This is a genomic window from Micromonospora orduensis, assembly GCF_006228125.1.
Classification (GTDB): domain Bacteria; phylum Actinomycetota; class Actinomycetes; order Mycobacteriales; family Micromonosporaceae; genus Micromonospora; species Micromonospora orduensis.
This window is the reverse complement of record NZ_VDFY01000130.1, coordinates 25,910-51,396: the sequence shown is the minus strand read 5'-3', so window position 1 is coordinate 51,396 and position 25,487 is coordinate 25,910. Positions and strand designations below refer to the sequence as shown.

The 25,487-nt window shown below is 73.4% G+C and carries 18 protein-coding genes; 6 read left to right on the top strand and 12 right to left on the bottom strand.

Translation table 11 applies throughout. The annotated features are described in order from the left end of the window. Positions 1-188 precede the first annotated feature (188 nt). Positions 189-2,186 carry an acetoacetate--CoA ligase gene (locus FHG89_RS10455; RefSeq protein WP_139584175.1) on the bottom strand — a complete coding sequence of 666 codons (1,998 nt, stop codon included), beginning with the start codon at positions 2,184-2,186 and terminating at the stop codon, positions 189-191. Positions 2,187-2,328: 142 nt separating this feature from the next. Continuing rightward, entirely contained in the window at positions 2,329-2,847 is a 519-nt protein-coding gene (locus tag FHG89_RS10450; protein WP_139584174.1) for an acyl-CoA thioesterase, read from the bottom strand. 23 nt (positions 2,848-2,870) lie between these two features. Between FHG89_RS10450 and FHG89_RS10445 the strand changes: the two genes are divergently transcribed. Then, complete coding sequence (locus tag FHG89_RS10445; RefSeq protein WP_139584173.1) at positions 2,871-3,545, top strand: hypothetical protein; 675 nt, start codon at positions 2,871-2,873, stop codon at positions 3,543-3,545. 31 nt (positions 3,546-3,576) lie between these two features. Here FHG89_RS10445 and FHG89_RS10440 read toward each other — a convergent pair whose 3' ends face one another. Together FHG89_RS10440 and FHG89_RS10435 are read right to left on the bottom strand one after the other, a co-directional pair. Next, on the bottom strand, positions 3,577-4,869 hold the full coding sequence (locus FHG89_RS10440) for a multidrug effflux MFS transporter (protein WP_208760920.1): 1,293 nt from the start codon (positions 4,867-4,869) through the stop codon (positions 3,577-3,579). 184 nt (positions 4,870-5,053) lie between these two features. Beyond that, positions 5,054-6,223 carry an acyl-CoA dehydrogenase family protein gene (locus FHG89_RS10435; protein ID WP_139584172.1) on the bottom strand — a complete coding sequence of 390 codons (1,170 nt, stop codon included), beginning with the start codon at positions 6,221-6,223 and terminating at the stop codon, positions 5,054-5,056. A 250-nt stretch (positions 6,224-6,473) separates the two neighbouring features. Between FHG89_RS10435 and FHG89_RS10430 the strand changes: the two genes are divergently transcribed. Together FHG89_RS10430 and FHG89_RS10425 are read left to right on the top strand one after the other, a co-directional pair. After that, the gene (locus FHG89_RS10430; RefSeq protein ID WP_139584171.1) at positions 6,474-7,901 is read left to right on the top strand and encodes a UDP-glucose dehydrogenase family protein; all 1,428 of its coding nucleotides are present in this window, start codon (positions 6,474-6,476) and stop codon (positions 7,899-7,901) included. 151 nt (positions 7,902-8,052) lie between these two features. After that, complete coding sequence (locus FHG89_RS10425; RefSeq protein WP_139584170.1) at positions 8,053-12,939, top strand: SCO7613 C-terminal domain-containing membrane protein; 4,887 nt, start codon at positions 8,053-8,055, stop codon at positions 12,937-12,939. An 84-nt stretch (positions 12,940-13,023) separates the two neighbouring features. Here the strand turns inward: FHG89_RS10425 and purE are convergent, their stop codons facing one another. Both purE and FHG89_RS10415 read right to left on the bottom strand, forming a co-directional pair. After that, on the bottom strand, positions 13,024-13,515 hold the full coding sequence (gene purE / locus FHG89_RS10420) for a 5-(carboxyamino)imidazole ribonucleotide mutase (RefSeq protein ID WP_139584169.1): 492 nt from the start codon (positions 13,513-13,515) through the stop codon (positions 13,024-13,026). Between the two features lie 32 nt (positions 13,516-13,547). Then, on the bottom strand, positions 13,548-14,723 hold the full coding sequence (locus FHG89_RS10415) for a 5-(carboxyamino)imidazole ribonucleotide synthase (protein ID WP_139584168.1): 1,176 nt from the start codon (positions 14,721-14,723) through the stop codon (positions 13,548-13,550). Between the two features lie 233 nt (positions 14,724-14,956). On the opposite strand from FHG89_RS10415, the gene FHG89_RS10410 reads away from it, so the two are divergent. Then, positions 14,957-15,427, top strand: coding sequence for a hypothetical protein (locus tag FHG89_RS10410; RefSeq protein WP_139584167.1), 471 nt, complete (start codon positions 14,957-14,959; stop codon positions 15,425-15,427). Positions 15,428-15,434: 7 nt separating this feature from the next. Here FHG89_RS10410 and FHG89_RS10405 read toward each other — a convergent pair whose 3' ends face one another. The 4 genes from FHG89_RS10405 to mca all read right to left on the bottom strand — a co-directional run bounded on the left by FHG89_RS10405 (position 15,435) and on the right by mca (position 21,446). After that, positions 15,435-17,480, bottom strand: a complete 2,046-nt coding sequence (locus tag FHG89_RS10405) for a thioredoxin domain-containing protein (protein ID WP_139584166.1) — start codon at positions 17,478-17,480, stop codon at positions 15,435-15,437. A gap of 40 nt (positions 17,481-17,520) precedes the next feature. After that, the gene (locus FHG89_RS10400) at positions 17,521-20,043 is read right to left on the bottom strand and encodes a putative bifunctional diguanylate cyclase/phosphodiesterase (protein WP_139584165.1); all 2,523 of its coding nucleotides are present in this window, start codon (positions 20,041-20,043) and stop codon (positions 17,521-17,523) included. A gap of 179 nt (positions 20,044-20,222) precedes the next feature. Then, positions 20,223-20,516: a hypothetical protein gene (locus tag FHG89_RS10395; protein ID WP_139584164.1), complete on the bottom strand. Its 294-nt coding sequence runs from the start codon at positions 20,514-20,516 to the stop codon at positions 20,223-20,225. A 48-nt stretch (positions 20,517-20,564) separates the two neighbouring features. Next, a complete protein-coding gene (gene mca / locus FHG89_RS10390) occupies positions 20,565-21,446 on the bottom strand; it encodes a mycothiol conjugate amidase Mca (RefSeq protein ID WP_139584163.1) in 882 nt (293 codons plus the stop codon). Between the two features lie 200 nt (positions 21,447-21,646). On the opposite strand from mca, the gene FHG89_RS10385 reads away from it, so the two are divergent. Further along, entirely contained in the window at positions 21,647-22,087 is a 441-nt protein-coding gene (locus FHG89_RS10385) for a DUF4307 domain-containing protein (RefSeq protein ID WP_139584178.1), read from the top strand. A 156-nt stretch (positions 22,088-22,243) separates the two neighbouring features. Further along, positions 22,244-22,741 carry a transcription elongation factor GreA gene (greA, locus tag FHG89_RS10380; protein WP_139584162.1) on the top strand — a complete coding sequence of 166 codons (498 nt, stop codon included), beginning with the start codon at positions 22,244-22,246 and terminating at the stop codon, positions 22,739-22,741. Between the two features lie 48 nt (positions 22,742-22,789). Here the strand turns inward: greA and ilvA are convergent, their stop codons facing one another. Together ilvA and FHG89_RS10370 are read right to left on the bottom strand one after the other, a co-directional pair. Then, positions 22,790-24,010 (bottom strand): threonine ammonia-lyase, encoded by a 1,221-nt coding sequence (ilvA, locus tag FHG89_RS10375; RefSeq protein WP_139584161.1) that lies wholly within the window; start codon positions 24,008-24,010, stop codon positions 22,790-22,792. 64 nt (positions 24,011-24,074) lie between these two features. Beyond that, positions 24,075-25,484, bottom strand: coding sequence for an amidase (locus tag FHG89_RS10370; RefSeq protein WP_139584160.1), 1,410 nt, complete (start codon positions 25,482-25,484; stop codon positions 24,075-24,077). Positions 25,485-25,487: the final 3 nt, after the last annotated feature.

The following is a 25,487-nucleotide window of genomic DNA, read 5'->3' as shown; positions in this document are numbered from 1 at the left end:
GGGTTGAGTCCTGCGGGTGGGCAAGCGGGTGCCTGCGCCCCTTTGCTCTGCTGCCCCCCATGCGACACGACAGCAGGTGCGAGACCGCGAGCGCCTGCGGCATGCCACAGAGACTCGGGGGTCCCCGGGGCCCCGGTCGACCGGGCGGCGGAGGCTCGGAGGTCGCCCGGGGCCGCCGGGAGAGGGCGTCAGGCGGGGGTTCTCGACTGGGCGAAGGCGACGAACGCGGTAAGCGACTCGGGGTTGGCCAGGGCCCCCTTGGCCGCTGCGCGATCGACCGGGGTGCCGGTGAGGATCTTCTTGACCGGCACCTCCAGCTTCTTCGCCGACAGGGTGCGGGGTACGGCGCGTACCTGGTGGATCTCGTCGGGCACGTGCCGGGGCGAGAGCGCGGTCCGCAGCTCCCGGCGGATCTTCCCGCGCAGCTCGTCGTCCAGCTCCCGGCCCTCGGCCAGCACCACGAACAGCAGCAGCTCGCCGGCGCCACCCTCGTCGTCCTCAAGGTGGACGACTACCGAGTCGACGACCTCGTCGAGGCCCTCGACCACCGAGTAGAACTCGGCGGTGCCGAGCCGCACCCCACCACGGTTGAGGGTGGCGTCGGAGCGTCCGGTGATCACGCAGCCGCCCCGCTCGTTGATGGTGATCCAGTCGCCGTGCCGCCAGACGCCCGGGTAGACGTCGAAGTAGGCCTCGCGGTAGCGGGTGCCGTCCGGGTCGTTCCAGAAGCCCACCGGCATGCTCGGCATCGGCTCGGTGATCACCAGCTCACCCAGTTCGCCGATCACCGGGGTGCCGTCGGCGGACCGGGCCTCCACCTTCGCGCCCAACGCCCGGCAGGCGATCTCACCGGCGTACACCGGTAGGAGCGGCACCCCGCCGACGAAGCCGGTGCACACGTCGGTGCCGCCGGAGAGCGACTGGAGCTGCACGTGGTCGCTCACGGTGTCGTACACCCAACCGAAGCCCTCGGCGGGCAGGGGCGCGCCTGTGGAACCGACGCCGCGCAGCGCGGACAGGTCGGCGACGTCCCGCGGCACCAGGCCGGCCTTGCGGCACGCCAACAGGAACGGCGCGGAGGTGCCGAAGTACGTGGTACCGGTCTCGGCCGCCAGCCGCCACAGCCCACCCAGGTCGGGCTCAGCCGGCCGGCCGGGCTCCGCCCGGACCCCCGGGTTGCCGTCGAACAGCACGATGGCGGCGCCCACCGCCGGCCCGGACACCAGGAAGTTCCACATCATCCAGCCGGTGGTGGTGAACCAGAAGAACCTGTCGGACGGGCCCAGGTCGTGGTGCAGGGCGAGCATCTTCAGGTGCTCCAGCAGGATGCCACCGTGGCCGTGCACGATCGGCTTGGGCAGCCCTGTGGTGCCCGAGGAGTACAGCACGTACAGCGGGTGGTCGAACGGCACCGGCGTGAACGTCAACGGCTCGTCGGTGGGCGCGGCCAGCTCGGCCCAGTCCAGGACGCCGTCCTCGGGGGCGGCGGCCGGGTCGAGGTACGCGATGCCGACGGTGTGCCGCAGCGACGGCAGGGCGGCGCGGATCGCGGCGACCTCGGCGCGCCGGTCCACCGGCTTGTCGCCGTACCGGTAGCCGTCCACGGCGACGAGCACGGTCGGCTCGATCTGCTGCCAGCGGTCGGTGACGCTGCGGGTGCCGAACTCGGGCGCGCAGGACGAGAAGATCGCCCCCAGGCTGGCGGTGGCCAGCAGCAGGACGTACGTCTCCGGGATGTTCGGGGCGTACGCCGCCACCCGGTCCCCGGCGGTGACGCCGAGTCGGCGCAGCCCGGCCGACACCCGACGGACCTGCTCGCGCAGCTCCCCGGCGGTCAGCGTGACCGGCGCGCGGGTCTGACCGTGCGCGATCACCACCGGGTCGTCGTCGGCGCGGCCGGGTATCCGCAGCACGTTCTGCGCGTAGTTGAGCGTGGCACCGGGGAACCAGCGGGCGCGGGGCATCCCCCGCTCGGCCAGGGTGGCGGTCGGTGGGGTGTGCGCGATCACCTCGAAGTGGTCCCAGATCGAGCGCCAGAAGGCGTCCAGGTCGGTGACCGACCAGTGCCACAGCGCGTCGTAGTCCGCGAAGTCAAGCCCGCGGTGCTCGCGCAGCCAGCGCAGGTAGTCGCCGATCCGGGACCGCTCGCGTACGTCCGCCGGCGGCGCCCACAGCATGTCACCCACTGCTCAACCCTCCCCTGGCCCGGCACGACACTGTGAATGGGCCGTGGCGCCATCTTGCCCTACCTCGAAGCGCCATTCTGCGCACCGGGTGCGCCGATCGACGCGTGCGCGGCCCACACTCCACCCGGCCAACCCATGTGGTTCAGCTCGCGCGGTGGGCCTGGATGGCGCGACGGCGGGCCAGGCGGTGCGCACGGCGGATCTCCGCCTCCCGGTACCGGCGCTCGTCCTCCGGTGTCTCCGGCAGCACCGGGCGGACCGTGCGCGGCGTGCCGCCCACGTCCACGCCGACGAAGACCAGGTACGCGGTGGCCACCCGCACCGGCGCGTCCTCGGCCGAGTCCCAGCGTTCGGCGACCACCCGTACGCCCACCTCCATCGAGGTCTGCCCGGTCCAGTTCACCTGGGCGTGCGCGTGCACGAGGTCACCGACCCGGACCGCCTCGGAGAAGACGATCTCGTCGATCGCCGCGGTGACGGCCGTTCCGCCGCTGTGCCGGGCGGCCGCGGCTCCCGCCACGTCATCGACGAACTTCATCAGGACTCCGCCGTGCACAGTGCCGTAGAGATTCACATCGACAGCCGTCATGATCTTGCTGAGAGTGACGCGGGAGTACGACGTCGGCTTGCCGGTCGGAGCGGCGGAGAGGTGCTCGGTCATGCCGGAAACGGTACGGTGCGCGGATGCGACATCTCTGGAGCTTCCTCGCCGGGCTGGTGGTGGCGCCCATCACCTGGGTGCTCGTCACACTGGGGCAGGACGGGTCGAGCCGGACGGTCGACCGCTGGGTGGAGATCGGCACCTTCAACACCGCCAACCTGATCGAGCCGGCCGTCTACCTCGGCGTCGGCGGTGTCCTGCTGGGCCTGCTCGGCACACTGCGCTTCTCGCCGCTGGGCCCGATCGTGGCCGGGTTGCTGCTGGTCACCCCGTACGTCGGGATGTTCGTGGCGCCGTTCGAGGTGCGCGACGCGGTCCCGCAGGGCTGGAAGGTGTTCGGCGATCCGCTGCCGCTTCGGCTGCCGGTGGAGAACGGCACGCTCTTTCTGATCGGCATGCTGCTGCTGATGGCGGCGTTCAGCCGCCAGCGCTGGCGGCGTTGGCCGCAGCCGGTGGCCGTGCCGGCCGAGGTGCCGGCGGCGGCGCCGTCGGACGGCCCCCGCAGCGACAACTTCACCCTGACCGACTGGCCGCCCACCGAGCCCGCCGAGCGGGACGCCGCCCCGCTCACCCTCGGTTACCCGGCCGACCCGACGCCCACCGAGCCGCTGCCGCGCCGGGTGGGCGGCGAGTCGCCCTGGTCGGCGCCCCCGCGGGGCCAACCGCGCCCCGAGGACAACACCACCGAGATCCGTTGATCGTCGGGCGGGCCGGGGAACCGGCCCGCCCCTAGTGCAGGGCGACGGCCAGATCCGGGTCGACCGTGCGCAGCGCCGCGCGGGGCACCACCAGGACCATGACCGCCAGCGCCGCGGCCATGCCGCCCGCGATGACGACCGCCATCGGTACGGCCCCCGTGCCGAACAGGCCGGCGAGGGGCGCCGACAACGCACCGATGCCGCACTGCACGGCCCCGAGCAGCGCGGCGGCCGTCCCGGCGGCCTGGCTGTGCCGGCTCATGGCCAGCGCCGGCCCGTTGGGCAGGGCGAGCCCGATGGTGGCCAGGACGAGCCACAGTGTCGCCAGCAGGGCGGCCAGCCCACCGACGCCGGTGACGGCGAGCAGGATGAGCAGCAGCCCGGCCGCCGTTCCGGCGATCAGGGTGCTGACCAGGATCTGCTGCGAGGTGTAGCGGTGCAGCAGCCGCACATTGAGCTGGGTGCCCGCGATGAGGCCGACGGCCCCGGCCCCGAAGGCCACACCGAACTGCTGCTCGTCGAGGCCGTACTGGGTCTGCAGGACGAAGGACGACCCGGAGATGTAACCGAACAGGGCCGCCATGGCCAGCCCGGCGACCAGCACCAGGCCGACGAAGGCCCGGTCGTTGAGCAGCGTGCGGTAGTCGCGCAGCGTGCCCGCCATCCCACCGTGCCGGCGTCGCGCCACCGGCAGGGTCTCCGGCAGTCGCAGGGCCGCGATGACGACCAGCACGGCGCCCAGCACCGCCAGCGCCGCGAAGACGCCCCGCCACTCGGTCCAGCGAAGCAAGGCGCTGCCCAGGGTCGGCGCGAGGATCGGCGCGAGACTCATCACCAGCATCAGCCGGGAGAAGACCCGGGCGAAGGAATCGCCGCTGAAAAGGTCACGGATGACTGCCGTGGCGACCACCGCGGCGGCCGCGACGCCGAGCCCCTGCACGACGCGTAGAACGCCGAGCGTGGCGATGTTGGGGGCGAAGACACACAGCACGGAGGCCAGGACGTGCGCGGCCAGGCCGGCCAGCAGCGGCGGGCGCCGGCCCACCACGTCGGAGAGCGACCCGATCAGCAACTGGCCCAGCGAGAGGCCGAGCAGCGTGCCGGTCAGCGTCAGCTGCACGGCGGTCTCGGTGGTCTCCAGACCCGCCGTGATGGCGGGCAGCGCCGGCAGGTACATGTCGATGGTCAGTGGGCCGATCGCGATCAACGAGCCCAGGACGAGGACGAGTTGGAGCCGGTCACGCTTGCTCATCAGGTCGCCCGGCAGCACCTCAGGCTCGGGGGCGGAACCGGGGCCGGACTTCTCCACCAGCTGCTTCATCATCTCGATCTCTCTGCGGAGGGTCGTCGGTCGTGGGAGCGAGCGGTGGTGGGATCGGTCTCGGTGATTCTCCCGTGCCGACAACGTCGCAGAGGGGTACGACATCCCGCTGTGTGCGGCCTCACGCGCACGACGACCGCCCCACCGCCGGTTGCGGCGATGGGGCGGGGACGTGAGCGGGTGGCGGCTAGGCGATGCCGGCCAGCAGTTGACGTGCCATGACGATGCGCTGCACCTGGTTGGTGCCCTCGTAGATCTGGGTGATCTTGGCGTCCCGCATCATCCGCTCCACCGGGTAGTCCCGCGTGTAGCCGTAGCCGCCGAGCAGCTGCACCGCATCCGTGGTGATCTCCATGGCGGCGTCGGAGGCGAAGCACTTGGCCGCCGCGCCGAAGTAGGTCAGGTCGGCGTCACCACGCTCGGACCTCCCGGCGGCCGCGTACGTGAGCTGCCGGGCCGCCTCCAGCTTCATGCCCATGTCGGCGAGCATGAACTGGACGCCCTGGAACTCGGCGACCGCCTTGCCGAACTGCCGACGCTCGGCCACGTACCCCTTGGCGTAGTCGAGCGCGCCCTGCGCGATCCCGACGGCCTGCGCGGCGATGGTGACCCGGGTGTGGTCCAAGGTCTTCATGGCGGTGGCGAAGCCGGTGCCCTCCGCGCCGATCATGCGGTCGGCGGGGATCCGTACGTTGTCCAGGTAGACCTCGCGGGTGGGCGAGCCCTTGATGCCGAGCTTCTTCTCCGGGGCGCCGAAGCTCACCCCGGGATCGGACTTCTCGACGACGAAGGCCGAGATGCCCCGGGACCGGGCGGCCGGGTCGGTGACGGCGAAGACGGTGTAGAACTCGGACACGCCGGCGTTGGTGATCCAGCGCTTCACGCCATTGAGCACCCAGTGATCCCCGTCACGTACGGCCCGGGTGGTCATCGAGGCCGCGTCGCTGCCCGCCTCCGGCTCGGAGAGGCAGTACGAGAACATCGCCTCGCCGGCCGCGACCGGCGTCAGGTAGCGGCGCTTGAGCTCCTCGGAACCGGACAGCAGCAGCGGCATCGTGCCGAGCTTGTTCACCGCGGGGATCAACGAGGAGGACGCGCAGGCGCGGGCCACCTCCTCGATCACGATAGCGGTGGCCAGCGCGTCCGCGCCCGCCCCGCCGTACTCCTCGGGGATGTGCGGCGCGTGGAAGTCGGCGGCCCGCAAGGCGTCGTACGACGCCTTGGGGAACTCGCCCGTCTCGTCGGCCTCGGCGGCGTGCGGGGCCACCTTCGCCGCGCAGACCTCACGGACCGCCTCCCGGATCGCCTGGTGCTCCTCGGGCAACCGGTAGACGTCGAACGACTCGCCTGCGGCCATGTCGGCCCCTCCCCTTCACCGCTATCATGCGCAGTCTGTGACGTCTCCTGACCGCCGAACGCGCAGACTGAAGACTAGCGACTGCAGTTCAGGTGATGTTACCGGCGCGTAGGTATGGGCATGACGGAGCACCCACGCGGCTGGGCGATGATGGAAGACAGACAGTGAGCCACCCCTCCGGTGCCCGCCCAGGCGCCGCAGCAGAATGCGACGCGACGACGCGCCGCCAGTGCGAGCGGAGAAGACAGGCGTGACGATCCCCTACCCCACCATCCAGCCGACCCCCGCCATCGCCGCGGTGACGCCGCCCTCGGGCGCACCTCGGCCGCGGGTGACGTTCCTGGGGACCGGATACCTCGGTGCGACGTACGCCATCTGCTACGCCGAGCTGGGCTACGAGGTGCTCGGGTTCGACGTCGACGCCGACAAGATCGCGATGCTGAACGCCGGTCAGGTGCCGATCCACGAGCCCGGCCTGGACGAGCTGCTCAAGCGCAACCTCGCCGCGGGCCGGCTGCGGTTCAGCACCGACATCGCCGAGACCGCCGAGTTCGGCGACGTGCACTTCATCTGCGTCGGCACCCCGCAGCGGGCCGGCGGGATGGGCGCCGACCTGTCGTACGTCGAGGCGTCGGTCACCAGCCTCGCCCAGCACCTGACCCGCAAGGCGCTGATCGTCGGCAAGTCGACCGTGCCGGTGGGCACCGCGGAGTGGGTGGAGCAGCTGGTCGGCAAGCACACCCCCGGCGACCTGGGCGTCGAGGTGGCGTGGAGCCCCGAGTTCCTCCAGGAGGGCTTCGCCGTCGACGACGTGCTGCGCCCCAACCGGATCGTGGTCGGCGTGAAGAGCGAGTGGGCCAACGGCATGCTCTACGCCGCGCACAAGGGCGTCTTCGACCTGGCCGCCACCGAGGACCGCGAGGTGCCCCTGGTGGTCACCGACTTCGCGACCGCCGAGCTGGTCAAGGTCGCCGCGAACGCCTTCCTCGCCACCAAGATCTCCTTCATCAACGCGATGGCCGAGGTCTGCGAGGCCTCCGGCGGCGACGTCACCCAGCTGGCCCGGGCCATCGGGTACGACCCGCGGATCGGCAACCGGTTCCTCCAGGCCGGTCTCGGCTTCGGTGGCGCCTGCCTGCCCAAGGACATCCGCGCCTTCCAGGCCCGCGCCCAGGAGCTGGGCGCCGGTGAGGCGCTGCGGTTCCTGCACGAGGTCGACCTGATCAACCTGCGCCGCCGCACCCGGGTCCTCCAGCTCGCCGCGGACCTGCTCGGCCGCCGCTCCGGGCCGGCCGGTCCGGACTTCTCCGGCACCCGGATCGCCGTGCTCGGCGCCACCTTCAAGCCCAACACCGACGACGTCCGCGACGCCCCGGCGCTCGCCGTCGCCGCGCTGCTGCAGAAGGCCGGCGCCGACGTGCACGTGTACGACCCGCAGGGCACCGAGAACGCCCGGCGCGCCGTGCCCGAGCTGACCTACGAGGTCGGCATCAACGAGGCGGTCGCCGACGCCGACCTGGTCTGCGTTCTCACCGAGTGGGCCGACTTCCGCAACGCCGACCCGGTCGCCCTCGGTGAGCTGGTCGCCGGCCGCAAGGTCGTCGACGGCCGCAACTGCCTCGACTCGACACTGTGGACGCAGGCCGGCTGGGAGTACCGGGGCATGGGCCGCCCCTGACGGATCCGACGGCCACGGCCGGTCGCGGAGCACTCTCCGCGGCCGGCCGTTGTCGTTTGTTTGCCCCGGACCCGCCGACAAGTGTCGAAATCCGCGCCAGCTTTGGGCATGCTGCGACAGTGGGAGTCCACAGTGCGAGCGGAGGGGTGTCGTGGCGACCTTTCAGTGCACCTCGTGCGGTCGGGAGATCAAGCCGGCCGTCCGCTGCCCGCACTGCGGCGCCGACCAGCCGCAGTGGGTCGAGCACCTGGCGGACATCGAGCGCTCGATCGCGGAGATGAAGGCGCGCGACGCCGCCATCGCCCGCGAGCAACGGCAGATCGCCGCCAAGATGCAGGCCGCGCTCTTCCAGCGGGACATCCTCGCGCACGCCGGTGAGGAACGGATCAAGCAGGCCACCCGGCCCCGGCGGGTGCTGCGTCGCCGTCCCGGCCGCCGCCCACCGACCGCCACCACCGGCGCCCCACCACGGGTGCCGCGCCAGGGCACACCGCACGCGCCGGAGGATCCGCCGCCACCCCCACCCCGGCCGTCCTGGCTGGACGCCGACGACCCGGAGCATCCGCCGGAAGCGTCGTCGCGGGAGGTGCAGAACATCCCCCTCGGGCTGGGCGCGCTGCTGCTCGGCGTGGCAGCCGTGGTCTTCGCCGCGGTGGCGACCAGCTCGATGGACGCGCTGGCCCGGCTCGGCATCCTGCTCCTGGCCACCGCGCTGATGCTGCTCGCCCCGCCGGCGCTGGCCCGGCGTGGGCTCACCTCGACCGCCGAGACGATCTCCGCGGTCGGCCTGCTGCTGGTGCCGTTGGCCGGCAACGCGCTCTGGGCGGTGGACCGGGTCGGCGTCACCGGCGCGATCTTCGCCGGGGTGATATTCGCGGTCACCGCAGGCGTCGCGTACGGGTACGCCCGGTGGACGGGTCTGCGCGTACCCCGCTTCGCCACAGTGCTCGCCGCGCAGCCGGTGCTGCCCCTGCTGGCGTACGACCGGGTCACCGGGCCCGCCGGCTGGGCCCTGGTGCTGACCCTTGTCGCCCTCTTCGACCTGTGGCTGACCCGCTCCGGGGTGGCGTTCGAACGGCCCGTCCGGCAGGACCTGCCGGACCCGGTCGCTCCGACCGCGCCCCGCCAACGCGACCCCGAGAGCCGACCGGAGGGCGACCCGGAGGAGGCCGTCGAGGTGGTCGACGCCATCCCCGGCTCCGCCGACCTCCGACCGACCCGCCCGGTGCCCGGGCTGCGTGAGCTGATCTGGCTGCTGCACGCGGCGGCGGTCGCGGTCGCCCTCGCGTACGCGGTCACCGCCCTGCTGCGCGCACAGACCGTGCCGACGGCGGTAAGCGCCGGAGCGGCGCTGCTGCTGGCCGCCGCGGTGGGGCTGGCCGGCGCGCTGGTGCTGCGGCGCCCGCCGCTGCCGGACGTCGCCGCCGGCATCCTCACCCTGGCCGTGATCGGCGCGCTCGGCCGGGTCGTCTCGGTGGCGCTGCCCGGCCGGTCGCTGCTGCTGATCGCGGCGGTCATCACGGTCACCGGGCTGGCCGTCCGCGCGGTCCCCGAAGCCGCCCGGCGGGGCCCACAGATCGCCTCGGCGGTGGCGCTCACCGTCAGCGGGGTGGTGGTCGCCGGAGGCGCGCTGCGCGCCGGGGTGGCGCCGGTCCGGGCGTCACTTCCCGCCTGGGCAGCCGACCTGGACCTCTACCCGGCCGAACTGGCCGCCGCGGTCGGCCCCACCGCCTGGCAGCTCGCCGCCGCCGCGTTCCTGCTCACCATCGCCGCCGTACTGGCGCTGCCACCGGAGATCCGCCGGGAGTTCGCGGTCGCCGGCGCGGCGCTTAGCGCACTCGCCGTACCGGCCTCGTTCGGTCTCGGTTGGGCGTCCGCGCCCTGGCCGATGGTCGTCACCGCAGTCGGCATCGGGGTGAGCGGCCTCTCCGCGCGCAGCAGCCGGGCCGCTCTGGCCCACGGTGCCGGCGCCGCCGTGGTGGGCCTGTTCGGCGCGGGCGCCAGCCTCGCCCGGCCGACGCTCACCGCCGCGGTCCTGCTCACCCTCTTCGCGGCCGGCGCGCTTGTCGCGCTGGCGCCCCGGGTCCGCCTCGCCTCCGAGGCCGCCGACACGATCACCGCCTGGGCCGCCGGCGGCGCCGCCTTCGCGCTGCCCGGCGCGGTGGCCGCCTTCGTGGCCTCCACCGTGCCGGTCGACCTCACCCCCACCCCGGCCAGCCTCCGCGAGGCGACCGTCCCGGTGCTGGCGGCGAGCTTCCTGGCCGTCTGCGTGACCCTCGGGTACGCGGCCGTCGTGCAGGTCTCCCAGCGGCGCATCCCCGCGCCGCTGTCGATCGGCACCGGGCTCGGCGCGCTGGTGGTCACCGCCGCGGCCTTCGGCGCGCCCGGCGCGACAGTCGCCGACGCATGGGTCGGCGCGCTGCTGCTGGTCGCCGCCGTGCTGCTCTTCCTGGCTCCGTCGATCGACGCCGGCCGCCGCTCCGACCTCACCCTGGACGGCTCGGACCTGGCTGCGGCGGCGGTAACCACCGCGCTGATCGCGACGCTGGTACGCATCGCCGCGGTCCTCACACCGGGCGGGCAGCTGGCGGTGGCCGCCGGCCTCGTGCTCGTGGTCGCCGTGGGCGCCCGCGCCATGCCGGAGGAGTGGCGGCGCGGGCCGATCCTCGGCATCGCCGTCGGCGGCGTACTCATCGGTGTGCTCGCCGGTTGGACGGCGCTGCGCGGCGGGGTGGGTGTGCTGGCGACTCCCGGCCCGATCTGGGACGGCGACCTGAGCGGCTGGCCGGCCGCACCGACCGGCGGGTCCACCTGGCAGGCCCCGGTCGCGCTGGCGCTGCTGGCCGTCGCCGCCGGCATCCTGCTCCCGCCGCCATGGCGGTGGGACGTGTCCGGCGCGGCCGTGGTGCTCGCCACGATCGGCGCACCGGCCGCGTTCGACCTGCCCTGGTGGTCACCGGTCCTGGTCGGCGGCATGGTCGCCACCGTCTTCGGGATGGCCTCGGTGGCCACCGAGGAGGCCCGGGCCGCGCTGTCCCGGGCCACCGTCGCCGGGGTGGTGGCGCTGCACGCCGCCGGGGCCGGTCTGGTCCGGCCGTGGACCACCGCGCTGGCGCTGGGCAGCATCGCGCTGATCGGCGTGGTGGTGGCCACGCTGGCCCGCGTCCTGGCCGGGCCGCAGGTGACCGACATCGAGACCGAGGGGATGCCACCGCACCTGGTGCAGATCGGCGGAGCGGCGATCGGCGCCGCGCTGCTGGCCCTGCCGGGGGCGGTGGCGGCGCTGTCCGCCGAGTTCGACCACTCGGCGCAGGTGGTGCTCACCGCCGCGCTGGCCGCCACCAGCCTCGGCCTGGCCGCAGTGGCAGCGGTCCGGCGCCACGTTCCGCAGTACCTGCCGTGGGTGAGCGTGGCGGTGGTCGGCGGGGCCACCATCAGCGCGCTCGCGGCGATCCCCACCGGTCTCGCCGCGGGCGTCTACGCGGCCGCCGCCGCCCTGCTCGGCGTGCTCGCCGAGCTGATCCGGGCCGCGACCGTGCCGCCGACCGGCTCGGCCCAGCCGGTCCGCCGGTGGTCGGTGCTGCTCAACGGCGCGCTGCGACGGTTGCCCGACGACCCGGAGAACCGGCGGTGGCGGGTCAGCCCGTCCGCCGGTGCGCTGGCCGCGGCGGCTCTGCCGACCGTCCTGGCCCTCGTCTCGATCGCACCCGCCCTGTTCACCGCCCTGGTCGAGCCGCACCGCACGTTGACCCGAATCTGGCAGGGACCGCCGCCGGAGCTGCTCACCCCACCCTCGGACGTGATCAACCCGACCCACGTGCTCACCGCGTTGCTGCTCACCGCGACCGCGGCGCTGGCCGCCACCGGCTTCAGTGGCGGCCGACGGTCCCGGGCCGTTCCGGTGGTGCTGCCCGGCGCCGCCGTCACCCTGCTGATCGCGCCCATCGCGCTGGGCCGGGGCTGGCCGGCGAGCACCGTCGCCGCGCTCGCCGTCTTCACCATCGCGATGCTCGGCCTCGCGCTGACCCCGCCGCCCCCGCTGGTCGACCCGGCCCGCTCGCTGCGACTCGCCCGGGTGCTGGTGTTCGTCATCGGGTTGACCGCCGGCAGCGCCGGTCTGGCCGGCAGCCTGGCCACCAGGGACATGACCCTGTTCACCCTCGGCAGCGCGGTCGCCGTCGGCGCCGTGGGGGCGTTCTACGGCACCACCCAGCGGGCCCGCATCCTCGGCTGGCTGTTCGCCTCACTGATGGCGCAGCTCTTCGTGCTCACCGCCGGCCTGGTGGCCGGGCTGGCCGCCGTCTGGTCCGCGTTCGGGGTGCTCGCGGTCGGGGCGGCCCTTCAGGTGTTCGCCGCGACCCTGCCCCGCCTGCGCCGTCCGGAAGCGCAGCGCGAGGCCTCCACCGTGGAGTGGAGCGGGTACGCGGCCGCACTGATCGCCCTCGCCCTCGCCTTCGACTCGCCGCGGCACATCGCCGCCCTGCTAGCCGCCTGGGGGGCGGTCCTCGGCGTGGCCGCCACCCGGCCCGGCCGGCGGCCGGTGGAACGCCGGATCCTGTTCTGGTCGGTGGTGGCCTGCGAGATCACCGCCTGGTGGTTCCTGATGAGGGTCGCCGACGTGGCGCTGCCCGAGGCCTACACGCTGCCGTTCGCCGCGCTGGCCCTGCTGGTCGGCGTCCTGGAGCTACGCCACCGACCGGAACTCAGCAGCTGGGTGGCGTACGGGCCGGCGCTGGTCGCCGCCTTCGTGCCGACCCTGGCGATCGTGCTGGCCACCGAGTCGAGCACGTTGCGGCAGATGCTCCTGCTGCTCGGCGCCGTCGGGGTGCTGATCTTCGGCTCGTCCAGCCGGCAGCAGGCGCCGGTGATCGTCGGCGCGTCGGTCACCGCGATCGCCGCCATCCACGCCCTGTTCAGTCTCGGCCCGTGGCTGGCGCTGATCCCCGTCGGCATCCTGCTGCTGGTGCTCGGCGCCAGCAACGAACGCCGCCGCCGCGCCCAGGAACGCCTCCAGACGGCCCTACGCGGCATGAGGTGAATCCGGAGGGTCACGGCGGCGTGGCTGAGTGGGGACGGTGAGTGGGCCGGGCTCGTGGGCCGCTGCGACCCTGCCCTGCGGAGGTCAGGGCAGGGTGGAGTGGAGGGTTGCTTCCTTCTCCGCCACCAGCTTCTCCAGGTCCTGCTGGTAGGTGGCCATGCGGGCGCGCAGCGCCTCGTCGGACGCACCGAGGATCCGTACGGCGAGCAGGCCGGCGTTGCGGGCGTTGCCGATCGACACCGTGGCCACCGGAATCCCCGCCGGCATCTGCACGATGGACAGCAGCGAATCCATGCCGTCGAGGTGCTTCAGCGGCACCGGCACACCGATCACCGGCAGCGGGGTCACCGAGGCGACCATGCCGGGCAGGGCGGCGGCGCCACCCGCGCCAGCGATGATCACCTTGAGGCCCCGGTCGGCGGCGTCGCGGCCGTACTCGATCATCGCCACCGGCGTCCGGTGCGCCGAGATCACCCGGACCTCGTACGACACCCCGAAGTCGTCCAGCACCTCCGCCGCCGCCCGCATGGTCGGCCAGTCCGAGTCGCTGCCCATGATGAGCCCGACGGTGCTCACTGCGGTTCCTCCCTGGTTCGCTGCCGCGCGGGTCACTCGTGCCCCTCCCGCAACCAGCGCACGGCGCGCGCCGCCCGCGCCCGTACGTCGTCCAGGTCGTCGCCGAGCACCGTCACGTGCCCGATCTTGCGGCCGGGCCGCACCTGCTTGCCGTAGAGGTGCACCTTCGCGCCCGGCTCGGCGGCGAAGAGGTGGTGCAGCCGCTCGTCGATGGACATGCCGCCCGGCTCACCACCGAGCACGTTCGCCATCACGACCACCGGCGCGGTCAGCGCGGTGTCGCCCATCGGGTAGTCCAGCACCGCCCGCAGGTGCTGCTCGAACTGGGAGGTCCGGGCGCCCTCGATGGTCCAGTGCCCCGAGTTGTGCGGGCGCATCGCCAGTTCGTTGACCACGATCGCGGGGCGGCCGGCCGCGTCGCGCACCTCGAACAGCTCCACGGCGAGCAGTCCGACCACGCCGAGCGCGGTGGCCAGGTCGATGGCGAGCTGCTGGGCGGCGACCGCCAGGTCCTCGTCCAGGTCGGGGGCCGGGGCGAGCACCTCCACGTTGATGCCGTCCCGCTGGACCGTCTCGACGACCGGGTACGCGGCCACCTGACCGAACGGCGACCGCGCCACCTGCACGGCCAGCTCCCGGCGCAGCGGCACCCGCTCCTCGACGATCAGCCGCGTGCCACCGGCGAGCAGCGTGGTCGCCAGCTCGGTGGCCTGGGCGGCGTCGTCGACCATCCAGACGCCCCGGCCGTCGTAGCCACCGCGGGCCGCCTTGAGCACCACCGGCCAGCCGACCCGCGTGCCGAAGTCGACCAGGTCGGCCGGGTCGCCGACCGGCCGCCACGCGGGGTTCGGCGCGCCCAGCTCGGTCAGGCGTTCCCGCATGACCTGCTTGTCCTGGGCGTGCAGCAGCGCGTCCGCCGGCGGGTACAGGGACACGCCCTCCGCCGCGAGCGTGCGGATGTGCTCGTTGGGCACGTGCTCGTGGTCGAAGGTGACCACGTCGCAGCTCTTCGCGAAGGTGCGCAGCGCGGCGAGGTCGGTGTGGTCGCCGTACTGGACGTCGGCGGCGACCAGGGCCGCGCCGTCGTCGGGGGCCGCCGCGAGCACGCGCAGTGACTGGCCGAGGGCGATCGCGGCCTGGTGGGTCATCCGGGCCAACTGGCCGCCACCCACCATGCCGACAACTGGTAGTCCGGTGCGGGAATCCATAGCGCGGCCAGCCTATCCGGGCCATCGACGTGGCCACCCCGGAGGGCCGGCGACCCACCCGGGCGGCACGGGAGCACGGCCCCTACGGGCACGGTGGTGACTATTAGGCACATTTCGGGATGTGGCGCAGCGTGCTGCCGGTTGTCGCCAAAGCGACGGTGTCCGGCGCAACCCTGCGGCTCAACCGGACGTGTGACAGACATCGAGCATCCACGCTGGACCATGGGGGAATGATGAATCTGGCAGCTCTACGCGTCCTCGCGCCCGTCACCGTGCTGGCGGGGCTGACAGCCTGCACCACCGCGTCGCCCGATCCCGTGGCTGGAGCCGGCGCCACAACGCCCGCACCCAGCGCCACGCCCTCCAGCGCGACGACATCCGGCGACGCGTCGTCCACCCCCAGCGCGGCACCCAGCCCGTCGGCCAGCACCCGGGGCGCCTGCCCGGTGAGCGCCGCCACCCTGCACAAGGCAGCGGGGCTGGGCAGCACCCACCGGATCGACCCGGACCACATCAAGTGCGCACGCCGGTGGGCGACGGCAGGTGTGATCGCTGTCGATCCGGCCCAGCAGGGCGACGGCGTGATCGTTTTCGAGTACGCGGCCGGCAGGTGGAAGAAGATCGGCGAGGGCAGCGCCCTCGAATGCAGCTCGTTCGGCATCCCCAACGAGATCGGCGACCAGATCGGCTGTCACGACCAGTAGCCGACGGTCAGCGGTCCCCACCCAGCTCGGCGACCAGCTCATCGACCGAGGTGACCGGCCGCTGGCAGACGAAGCCCCGGCAGACGTACGCGGCGGGCCGTCCGTCGACCAGCGGCCGGTCGGCGAGCAGCGGCACGCCGGGCTGGTCCGGGAGCCCGGCCACCACCACCGCGCCGGGCGGGGCGTGCCGCCGGGCCGCGGCCACCAGCGGGTCGCCGGCCGGGTCGTCGGTCACCACGGCGATCTCGTACGGCCCGGACAGCAGCGCCTCCCCGACCGTGGCGGCGTACCCGGTGAACCGGGCGTGCCGCCCGACGATCGGCGCGACGGTGGCCAGGGCCTCCTCGGCGGCTTCCCGGTAGCGGGTCTCCCCGGTCAGGGCCGCGTACGCGACGAGCCCGGCGACCAGAGCGGACCGGCCGGACGGGGTGGCGTTGTCGGTGGGGTCGGCCGGTCGGGTGACCAGCCGCTCCGCGTCGTCGGCCGTGTCGTAGTACGCGCCGCCGGACGCCGCGAAGTGCTCCAGCGCGGCGTCAAGCAACTGGCCGGCCAGGGTGAGCCAGCGGCCCTCGCCGGTGAGCTGGTGCAGCGCGCAGAACGCCTCGGCCACGCAGCCGTAGTCCTCCAGGACGCCGGCCGGATCGCCGACCCTGCCGTCGCGGGAGACCCGGCGCAGCCGGCCGTCCACCACGTGAACGGTGGCCAGGTGCTCGGCGGCGTCGCGCATCGCGCCGTCGGCGACGATGGTGACGCCCTCCATCAGGTTGACGTCGTCGTCCTTGGGCGACGCGTACAGCGCGGCGACCTGGATGAACTCGGCGATGGCGGTGATCGCCAGGCCGTTCCAGGCGGCCACCACCTTGTCGTCGCGGGCCGGCTGGGGGCGGGTGTCGCGGGCCGCGAGCAACTGCCCGACGATCCGCTGCCAGCGGGCGCGGATCACGGGTGCCACGTCGTCGACGTCCCGGGCGAGCTTGAGCACACTCGTGCCGTCCTCGAAGGTGCCGGCGTCGGTCACTGTGAACAGGTCGGCGGCGAAGCGGCCGTCGTCCTCGCCCAGCGCCTCGACGAGCTGGGCGGGCGTCCAGGCGTAGGTGAGCCCCTCGACGCCCTCGGTGTCGGCGTCCAGCGCGGACGCGAACCCCTGGCCCGGCACGTGCAGCTCGTCGGCGAGGAACCGGGCGGTGTCGCGGGCGATCCGACGGGCCAGCGGGTCGCCGGTGAGCCGCCACAGCTGGGTGTAGACGCGCAGCAGCAGCGCGTTGTCGTAGAGCATCTTCTCGAAGTGCGGCACCGTCCAGTGCGCGTCCACCGAGTACCTGGCGAAACCGCCGGCGAGCTGGTCGTAGATGCCGCCCCGGGCCATCGCCTCGGCGGTGTGCCGGACGATCTCCAGGCTGCGCGGGTCGGCGGTGCGCTGGTGGTGGCGCAGCAGGAAGAGCAGGTTCATGTGCGGCGGGAACTTCGGGGCGCCCCCGAAACCGCCGTTCGTCGCGTCGTACTCGCTGGCCAGCGTGGCGGCCGCGGCGTCGAGCAGCGCGGCGTCCAGCGGCGCGGTGGGGCCGGCCACGACCTGCGCGCCGCCGATCGCCTCGACCACGGCGGCGCCCTGGCGCAGCACCTCCTCGCGCTGGTCCTTCCAGGCGGTGGTGACCGACTGGAGCAGCCGGACGAAGTTGGCGCGCGGGAAGTAGGTGCCGCAGAAGAACGGGGTGCCGTCGGGGGTGGCGAAGACGGTCATCGGCCAGCCGCCCTGACCGGTCATCGCCTGGGTGGCGGTCATGTAGACCGCGTCCACGTCCGGGCGTTCCTCGCGGTCCACCTTGATCGACACGAAGTTGTCGTTCATCAGGGCACCGACCTGCTCGTTCTCGAACGACTCGTGCGCCATCACGTGGCACCAGTGGCAGGCGGCGTAACCCACCGAGATGAGCACCGGCACGTCGCGCCTCTTCGCCTCGGCGAACGCCTCGTCGCACCACGGCCACCAGTCGACCGGGTTGTCGGCGTGCTGGAGCAGGTACGGACTGGTGGCGTCGGCGAGTCGGTTCACCCGACGACCATAACCACAGCCGCCCGGACGTGCCCGGCGGTCAGGAGGCGCCGTCGGCGCGGAGCCGGAACACGTTCGACTCGGCCGAGTCGCGCAGCGTCCCCAGCACCGCGCCGATCTTGTCCGCCGGCATCGGCTTGAAGAAGTGGTAGCCCTGCGCGGAGGTGCAGCCCAGCTCGGCCAGCGCCATCCGCTGCTCGGCGGTCTCCACCCCCTCGGCGACCACCCGCAGGCCCAGCTCGTGGGCGAGACCCACGGTGGTCCGGACGATCGCCGCGGCCTCCGGCGAGTCGGCCATCCGGATCACGAACGAGCGGTCCACCTTCAACTCGTCCACCGCGATCCGGGTGAGGAAGGTCAGCGAGGAGAAGCCGGTGCCGAAGTCGTCCACGGCGAGCTGCACCCCCATCGACCGCAGGGTGGCCAGCACCTCGTCGATGACCTCCAGCTCGCTCATCACCACGGTCTCGGTGATCTCCAACACGAGCCGGTGCGGTGGCACCTGGTGCCGACGCAACGCGTCGGCGATCTCCGCCGGCAGCCGGGGGTCCAGGAGGCTGCGCGCCGACAGGTTCACCGAGATCGGTACGTCCAGCCCCTCCCGTGCCCAGCCGGCGGCCACAGCGAGGGCCTTGTCCAGCACGTACCGGGTGAAGGTGCCGAGCTGCTCGCTGTTCTCCACCGGACGGATGAAGTCGGCCGGGCCCAGCCAGCCACGCCGGGGATGCTGCCAGCGGATCAGCGCCTCCACGCCGGTGGGCGCGCCGGTGGCCAGGTCGACCGCCGGCTGCAACGCCAACACCAGCTGGTCGTCGACCTTCAGCGCCTCACGCAGCTCGGCAAGCAGGGCGAGCTGGTCGGTGCTGGCCGCGTCCCGGCTGCCGTCGTACGCGGCGACGCTGCCCCCACCCTCCTTGGCCTGGTACATCGCGATGTCGGCCCGGCGCAGCAGCTCGGTCATGTCGGCCGTGCCGGCGTCGGCGACGACCACCCCGACGGACACCTCGATCGACATCCGCACCCCGGCCACCTCGGTCGGGGCGGCCAGCCGTTCGGCGATCTCCCGGGCCTGGCGCAGCGCGTGCGCCAGCGGCGCGGCCCGGTCGCCGAGCACCGGCACGGACGTCAGCAGCAGCGCGAACTCGTCACCGCCGAGCCGGCCGAGCAGATCGCCGGGCCGGGCCATCGAACTGAGCCGGTTCGCGGTCAGCCGCAGCAGCTGATCGCCGGCGGCGTGCCCGAGGGTGTCGTTGACTTCCTTGAACTGGTTGATGTCCAGCAGCAGCAGCGCCACCGGATGGTCGTGGGCGAGCTGACGCAACGACTGGTCACCCTTGCCGAGCATGGCCGCCCGGTTGGCCAGCCCGGTGAGCGGGTCGTGCACCGCCTCGTACGACGACCGCGCGGTCACCAGCCGCAGCTCGCGGTGGGTCGCGGCGTCGTGCAGCGCGGCGGCCAGGGCGTCGCCGAACGCGGCGACGGCGTCGCGCTCCCGGTTGCTCGGCGGGGCGGATCGCGGGAACCGGACCCGCAGCCGGCCGACCGGCGCGGCGCCGACCGAGAGGGGACGGATCAGCTCGTGCTCGTCCGGCTCCGACAGGTCCGGTGGACCCACCTCCCGGTCGACCATCTGGCCGCCCGCGTCACCCCGGTAGCGGCGCCACCGGCCGTCCGCCCGCGCCACGTCGACGTCCACCAGCTCGGCGTTGAACAGCGCCAGCGCGCCGGTGACCGCCGCACTGGCCGCGCCCCGCTCGTCGAGCTGGTTGAGGGCCGCGGTGGCCTCGGCGAAGGCCCGCCACGTCCGGCGTTCCTGGTCGGCCCGCAGCCGGTAGCGGTAGGTCTGCTGGAGCAGCCAGAGCAGCGGCGGGAGCAGCAGCAGCCAGCGCGCGTCCAGCTCCAGCAGCGCGACCACCACCAGGCCTACCGCCACGTTGCCGACGAACATCAGCAGCTTGCCGCGCAGCGCCGCGAGCAGGGGCGGGCCGATCGGCAGACCGTGCCGCAGGCTCAGCGTCACCCCACCGAGCCAGGCCGTCACCAGCAGGTACGTCACCGAGCCGGCGAGCACGGCCAGCGCCAGCATCGGGGTGGGCGCGGCGAGCAGCGGCTCCCCCAACGCGGTGGCCACGGACACCGCCAGCGCCGTGGCGGCCGCCAACGACGCCGCGATCCGGACGATCTCCAGCGCCGGGCGGCGGTCGTTGTGCAGCGAGAGCACCGTCCAGGACAGCCCGGCGCCGAGCAGGGTGGCCGACGGCAGCCAGCCGGCGGGCGCCAGGTAGAGGCAGACGATCAACGCCGCCTCGCCCCAGGTGATGCTGACCATGCCGGCGGGTGAGCGGAACCGCAGCCGGGCGAGCTGGGCGATGGCGACGACGCCGACGACGATGCCGAAGCGGGCCGGACCACCGAGCGGGTCGTCCGACGGCAGGCTGGCCGGCAGGGTCAACCCCACAGTGGCGGCGACGACGGCGGTCAGCGTGACCGCGGCGGTGAGCACGAGCAGCCGTACCGGCGTGCCGCGTACCCCGAGCCGGTCGCCGACCGGGCCGGAGGTCACCGACCTCCTCCATCAGGCGGCCGCGTGAGGGTACGACGGGCGGCCGGTGCTGTGACTGTCATCGGCGCCCCCTCCCGCGCACGGCTCGGGGATTTTTGGTCCCCCCGGCGGAAGGCTAAGCCAAACCGGGTGGTCGCAACAGGGGGCGACCACCCGGTTGGGCGTGAATCATGCGGGGACTACCCGTTCCGGTGCTGCTGGTGCCCGTCGGGAGCGGGCGTGGATGAATCACGGCCTCCGGTCCCGTCTGTCGGATCAGCGACTGCCGCGTCGGCCCTGGTCGGGTCGGTCGGCCGCCCCTGCTGGGGGAACCGGTCGGGCAGCCGGCGCAGCCGGGCGTTCATGTTGCGGATCAGCAGGATTGTCGCGGCGGCCAGCAGCAGGATGAGGAAGAGGCCCATCGGGCCGGCCAGCCCACCCGTGCGGGTGTCCCCGAAGTTGTTCTCCGCGAGCACCTGGGCAGCGGTCAGCATGGCGTTCCTCCGATGTGCGGTTGGTTACCAGAGTAGCGCCGCGGTGAATCAGCGCGCGTGCGCCGTCTCCCGCACACCGGCGAAAAGGTCGGACTCGGGCATCGGGCTGTCCACCATCGATCGGGCCAGCTCGAAGTCCTCAGTCGGCCAGGCACCCTGCTGCAACTCCATCGGCACCTGGAACCAGAAGCCGTCCGGGTCGACCTGGGTGGCGTGGGCGCGCAGCGCGTCGTCGCGGACCGGGAAGTAGTCGGCGCACTCCACCCGGGTGGTGATCCGGGGGCCCTTGTCCGGGCGGTCCTCCCAGCGCTTGAGCCACTCCTCGTACGGAGACTCCCGGCCCGCGGCGAGCATCCCCTCGTGCAGGGCCATGATCTTGGCCTTGGAGAAGCCGATGTCGTAGTAGAGCTTCAGCGGCTGCCACGCAGCGCCCAGCTCCGGGTAGCGCTCCGGGTCGCCGGCGGCCTCGAAGGCGGCCACGCTGACCTTGTGGCACATGATGTGGTCGGGGTGCGGGTAGCCGCCCTCCTCGTCGTACGTGGTGACCACGTGCGGACGGAACTCGCGCATCAGCCGCACCAGCGGCCCGGCGGCCACCTCGACGTCCTGGAGGGCGAAGCAGCCCTCCGGCAGCGGCGGCAGCGGGTCGCCCTCGGGCAGCCCCGAGTCGACGAAGCCGAGCCAGGCCTGGTCGACGCCGAGGATCGCCCGCGCGGCGTCCATCTCGGCGCGCCGGATGTCGGCGATGTTGGCCCACACGTCGGGCCGGTCGAGCTTGGGGTTGAGCACGCTGCCGCGCTCACCGCCGGTGCACGTCACGACCAGGACGTCCACCCCTTCGGCGACGTACTTCGCCATGGTCGCCGCACCCTTGCTCGACTCGTCGTCCGGGTGCGCGTGGACGGCCATGAGACGCAGTTGCTCTGCCAACTTCGGCGCTCCTCGTCTGTGCCGGACGGTGGACCCGACCGGACTCGACCGGCTTGACCTGCCGGGGATCCTCCACACCCCGCCGCCGGTCGCACCGCGCGGGGCCCGGCCTGCCGTTCCTGCCGCTGAGCCGGGCTGGGAGGATGGACCCTGTCATTCTTGCCGATGCCGCCGACAACAACGCCAGGAGATACCCGCCGGTGACCGAGACGCACGCCACAATTTCACCGGGCGCGCCGGTTTTTCCCGCCGGGCGCTACGGCCGCCGCCGCGAACCGGGCGGAAAGACCCGTCGTACGCTGCTGACCGCACTGGCCCTGCTGCTGCTGGTGGCCTCGCTGACGCTGATCTCGGTACGGCTCTACCGGCAGTACGGCGACCCGGCGTACGACGCGCAGGTGATCACGTACACCGACATCACCGACGGTCAGGTGCTCGTCGACTTCCGGGTGACCGTGCCGCCGGGCGGCTCGGCGGTGTGTGTGCTGCGCGCCCGCGACCGCGCGGGTGTCGAGGTGGCCCGCGAGGAGGTCACCGTGACCGCGGCCCCGGGCGACCGGCACGTCACCACCCGGCACCGCCTCGCCACCACCGCACGGCCGTTCATCGGCGAGGTGCTGCGCTGCCGACCCCCGGCCTGAGCTGGGGAGACGTCGCGCTCCTGGCGCGGCGGGGGCCGCCTACCCGGGGTGCTGCACACGGACACCGCCGGTGATGGCCGACACGCTGTGTCGTACCGCACTGGTAACTTGGTAGTTCACCTGTCAGCCAGCCACGCACAACTGAGGAGACCGCCTGTGTCCACTGGCAACGAGGCGCCCGCCACCTGGCTGTCCCAGGACGCGTACGACCGCCTCCAGGCCGAGCTCGACGAGCACATCGCCAACCGCCCCGCGATCGCAGCCGAGATCAACGCCCGGCGCGAGGAGGGCGACCTGCGGGAGAACGGCGGCTACCACGCCGCCCGTGAAGAGCAGGGCAAGGCCGAGGGCCGCATCCGCTACCTCCAGGAGCTGCTGCGCACCGCGAAGGTCGGCGAGGCCCCGACAGCGGACGCGGTGTCGCCCGGCATGGTCGTGACGATCTACTTCGACGACGACACCGACGACACCGAGACGTTCCTGCTCGGCTCCCGGGAGATCGCGGCCACCACCGACCTGACCGTCTACAGCCCGGAGTCCGCGCTCGGCAAGGCGATCCTGGGCGGTCGGCCGGGGCAGACCTGCACCTACACGGCGCCCAGCGGCGCCGACATCAAGGTGACAGTGGTCAGCTTCGAGCCCTTCTCCGGCTGACGCCAGCGCGCTGAGACACCGCTTCCGAGGCGTGACACCCCACAGGTGTCACGCCTCGGCTGCGAAGACCACCTGGTAGCCGCTGGCCCGCAGCGCGCTGATCAGCGTGTCCGAGTGCTCGACCCCCCGCGTCTCCACCGACAGCGCCACCTCCACCTCGCCGAGACTCAGGTGCGGGTTGGCGCGCTGGTGCTCCACATCCACCACGTTGGCCCGGTGCTCGGCGATCTGGCTGAGCAGCGAGGCCAGTTGTCCCGGCCGGTCCGAGCAGCGCACCGTCACCCGCAGGTAGCGACCCGCGGCGGCCAGGCCGTGCTCGATCACCCGCATCATCAGCAGCGGGTCGATGTTGCCGCCGGAGAGCACCGCGACCACAGGCGTCTCCACCTCTACCACGCCGGCCAGCAACGCGGCCACGCCGACGGCGCCGGCCGGCTCGACGACCTGCTTGCCCCGCTCCAACAGGCACAGCAGCGCCCGGGAGATGTCCTCCTCGGTGACCGTGACGATCTCGTCGACCAGCTCGCGGACGTGGTTGAAGGTGATCTCCCCGGGACGGCCGACCGCGATGCCGTCCGCGATCGTCGCGAAGGCGGGCAGCCGGACGGGCTGCCCGGCCACCAGGGAGGGCGGGAAGGCCGCCGCACCGGCCGCCTGCACGCCGATGATCCGGATGTCCGGCCGCAGCGCCTTGGCCGCCACCGCCATGCCCGAGATCAGTCCGCCGCCACCCACACCGGTGATGATGGTCCGCACGTCCGGGCACTGCTCGAGGATCTCCAGCGCCACCGTCCCCTGCCCGGCGATCACGTCCCGGTGGTCGAACGGGTGGATCAGCACCGCGCCGGTCCGCTCGGCGTACGTCTGGGCGGCGACAAGCGCCTCGTCGACTGTGTTGCCGGCCAACTCGACCTGCGCCCCGTACCCCTTGGTGGCGGCGACCTTCGGCAGCGGCGCGTTGACCGGCATGAAGACCGTCGCGTGCGTACCGACCAGACCGGCCGCGAGAGCGACGCCCTGCGCGTGGTTGCCGGCGCTCGCCGCGACGACCCCGCGTTCCCGCTCGTCCGCCGACAACCGGGAGATCCGCACGTACGCGCCGCGCACCTTGTACGAGCCGGCGCGCTGCACGTTCTCGCACTTGAGCCACGTCGGCCCGCCCAGTTGCGCGCTCAACGGCCGGGAGGGCTCGAGCGGGGTGGTCCGGATGACGCCGTCGAGCAGTTTCCGCGCAGCCCGCACGTCGTCGAGGCCGACCAGTTCCGTCATGCCCCGATCGTGCCACCCGCCTCCGGCGCCCCCGTCGGCGACACCGGGGCGACCGGCTCGACGATCATGCGGTGGCCGGCGACCCCGTTCCGACCCGGGGGTAACCGGGGGCGTGGCGCGACCAGGGCGCGGCCATCTCGAACTGACCGGCCACGCCGAGCAGCAGCAGCTCCGAGCCGGGCGGGCCGACCAGTTGCACCGCCACCGGCAGGCCGTCCGGGCGGCGGCCCACCGGCACGACGATCGCGGGCAGACCGGCGATGTTCCACGGCGCCGCGTACGGGGCGTACCGGATGTTGGCTGTCATGTTCGCCCGCCAGGACCTGTCGGACCAGCGCGCGGCCTCCGGCGGCGCGGTGGCCAGCGCCGGGGTGAGCAGCAGGTCGACCGAGTGGTCGGTGAAGAAGTCGACGGACCGCTCCCGCCACGCGGCCCGGTCGGCCTCCCTGACGTACCCGCGGCGCTGCGCCCACTCGCCCAACGCGACGTGTCGACGGGTACGCCTCTGCAGGCCGCGTCGATCCAGGCCGGCGGCCCGTACGTCGGTGGCGGCGGCGGCGAGCCAGGTGGCGATGCCCTGGAGGCCGAGCGCGGTGGGGTAGATCGGATCGGCCGGCACGGTGTCGTGCCCGGCGGCGGCGAGCAGCCGGCCGGCGGCGGCGACCGCGTCGCGGTTCGGCGCGTCCGGCGACACGCCCCGCACCGGGGAGCGCAGCGAGACGCCCACCCGCAGCCGCTGCGGGGGGACCAGCTTCTCCGGCCGCCGTCCGGCGAGCACCGAGAAGCCGACCGCCGCGTCGGCGACCGTGCTGGTCAGCATCCCGTGCTCGGTCAGACCGAACCAGTCGTCCGCGCCGAGCTGGCAGGGCACCACGCCCCGGCCCGGCTTGAGCCCGACCAGACCGCAGCAGGCGGCGGGGATCCGGATCGAACCGAGTCCGTCGTTGCCGTGCGCGATCGGCACCAGGCCGGCCGCCACCGCGGCGGCCGCGCCGCCGGAGGAACCGCCGGGGGTACGCGAGCTGTCCCACGGATTGCGCGTCACCGCGCTGCCGTCGTCGGTGAGCGCCCACAGTCCCAGCTCCGGCATCCGGGTCACGCCCAGGATCACCGCACCGGCGCCGCGCAGCCGGCGGACCACCTCGTGGTCGGCCTCCGCGACGTCGGTACGCGCGGCGGCCGACCCGTTCCAGGTGGGCAGCCCCGCGACCGGGGTGTTCTCCTTGACCGCCACCGGCACCCCGGCGAGGGGCAGGTTGGCCAGGTCCTCCTGCTCGTCGACCTTCTCCGCCTCGGTGATCGCCTCGCCGCCGCGAACGACGCGGAACGCCGCCAGTTCGCGGTCGGCCGAGGCGATGTGCTCAAGGTGGTCGGCGACGACCTGGGTGGCCGAGACGTCGCCCCGGCGCACCCCCCGGGCGATCTGCTTGGCGGTCGCTCCGACCCAGGTCGCCATGATGTCCTGCACGGCCATCCT